This is a genomic window from Flavobacterium psychraquaticum (genome assembly GCF_034497725.1).
Lineage (GTDB): Bacteria > Bacteroidota > Bacteroidia > Flavobacteriales > Flavobacteriaceae > Flavobacterium > Flavobacterium psychraquaticum.
The window spans coordinates 1-1496 of sequence record NZ_JAXKVR010000003.1; the positions used below are offsets into that span (position 1 = coordinate 1).

General features: G+C 41.0%; 1 protein-coding gene. It reads right to left on the minus strand.

All coding sequences use genetic code 11. The features are described 5' to 3' along the window. Window positions 1-1496 (minus strand): beta strand repeat-containing protein (locus T1L09_RS00015; protein ID WP_422718367.1); only part of this gene is annotated, 1496 nt, incomplete at both ends.

Below are 1496 nucleotides of genomic sequence, written 5' to 3' on the forward strand. Positions count from 1 at the left end.
TTGGATTTAAAACAACAACCGTAGCTGTAGCTGTATCACAATTTCCTGGGGGTGTTGGAGTAGCTCCAACTTCACAAATCTCATAAACAACTGTGTACGTTCCTGATGGTGTTAATGGATTTACTGTAATGGTTCCATCTGCATTTAATGTTAAGCCCGTTGGTACGGTTACTCCTGTTAAGGTTACCTCTCCTGGATTTGTTCCAATTACAACTGGACCACTTCCATCTAATGTATCATTCAAGACAACACTTGGCGTACTATCGCCAACTGTTACTACTGCTGGTGTATCGTTAACTGCATCAATTGGATTTAAAACAACAACCGTAGCTGTAGCTGTATCACAATTTCCTGGGGGTGTTGGAGTAGCTCCAACTTCACAAATCTCATAAACAACTGTGTACGTTCCTGATGGTGTTAATGGATTTACTGTAATGGTTCCATCTGCATTTAATGTTAAGCCCGTTGGTACGGTTACTCCTGTTAAGGTTACCTCTCCTGGATTTGTTCCAATTACAACTGGACCACTTCCATCTAAAGTATCATTCAAGACAACACTTGGCGTACTATCGCCAACTGTTACTACTGCTGGTGTATCGTTAACTGCATCAATTGAATTTAAAACAACAACCGTAGCTGTAGCTGTATCACAATTCGCTGGATTTGCGCCTACTTCACAGATAGTGTATGTAATGGTATAAGTACCTGATGGTGTGTTTGGGGTAACTGTTAAGTTTCCATCCGCATCAATTGTTAATGGACCATTTGTAACTGGTGTAACATCAGTATTAGTGGTGGTTACTGGATTTCCGTTTAAAGTATCGTTTGTAAGTACACTTCCTCCTGTTGACGAAATCGTATCATCGTTAGCACAAATTAAATTGTTGATTACAACGTTTGCCGAAGCAGTTGAAATACATCCCACAGAATTCGTAACTGTATAAGTATATGTTCCTGCTGCTAATCCTGAGATAATTGCAGTTGCAGTACTTCCTGTAATATTCCCTGGATTAATGGTCCAGTTTCCTGATGGTAAGCCTGTTAATACAACACTTCCTGTTGCTACTGCGCAAGTTGGTTGTGTGATTGTTCCTACTGTTGGAGCTACTGGAGTTGCTGGTTGGGCGTTGATTACAACGTTTGCCGATGCAGTTGAAGTACATCCAACTGAATTCGTAACTGTATAAGTGTAAGTTCCTGCTGTTAATCCTGAGATAGTTGTAGTTGCAGTACTTCCCGTAATGTTTCCTGGGTTAATTGTCCAGTTTCCTGATGGTAAGCCTGTTAATACAACACTTCCTGTTGCTACTGCGCAAGTTGGTTGTGTGATTGTTCCTACTGTTGGAGCTACTGGAGTTGCTGGTTGGGCGTTGATTACAACGTTTGCCGATGCAGTTGAAATACATCCCACAGAATTCGTAACTGTATAAGTGTAAGTTCCTGCTGTTAATCCTGAGATTGTTGCAGTTGCAGTACTTCCTGTAATATTTCCTGGA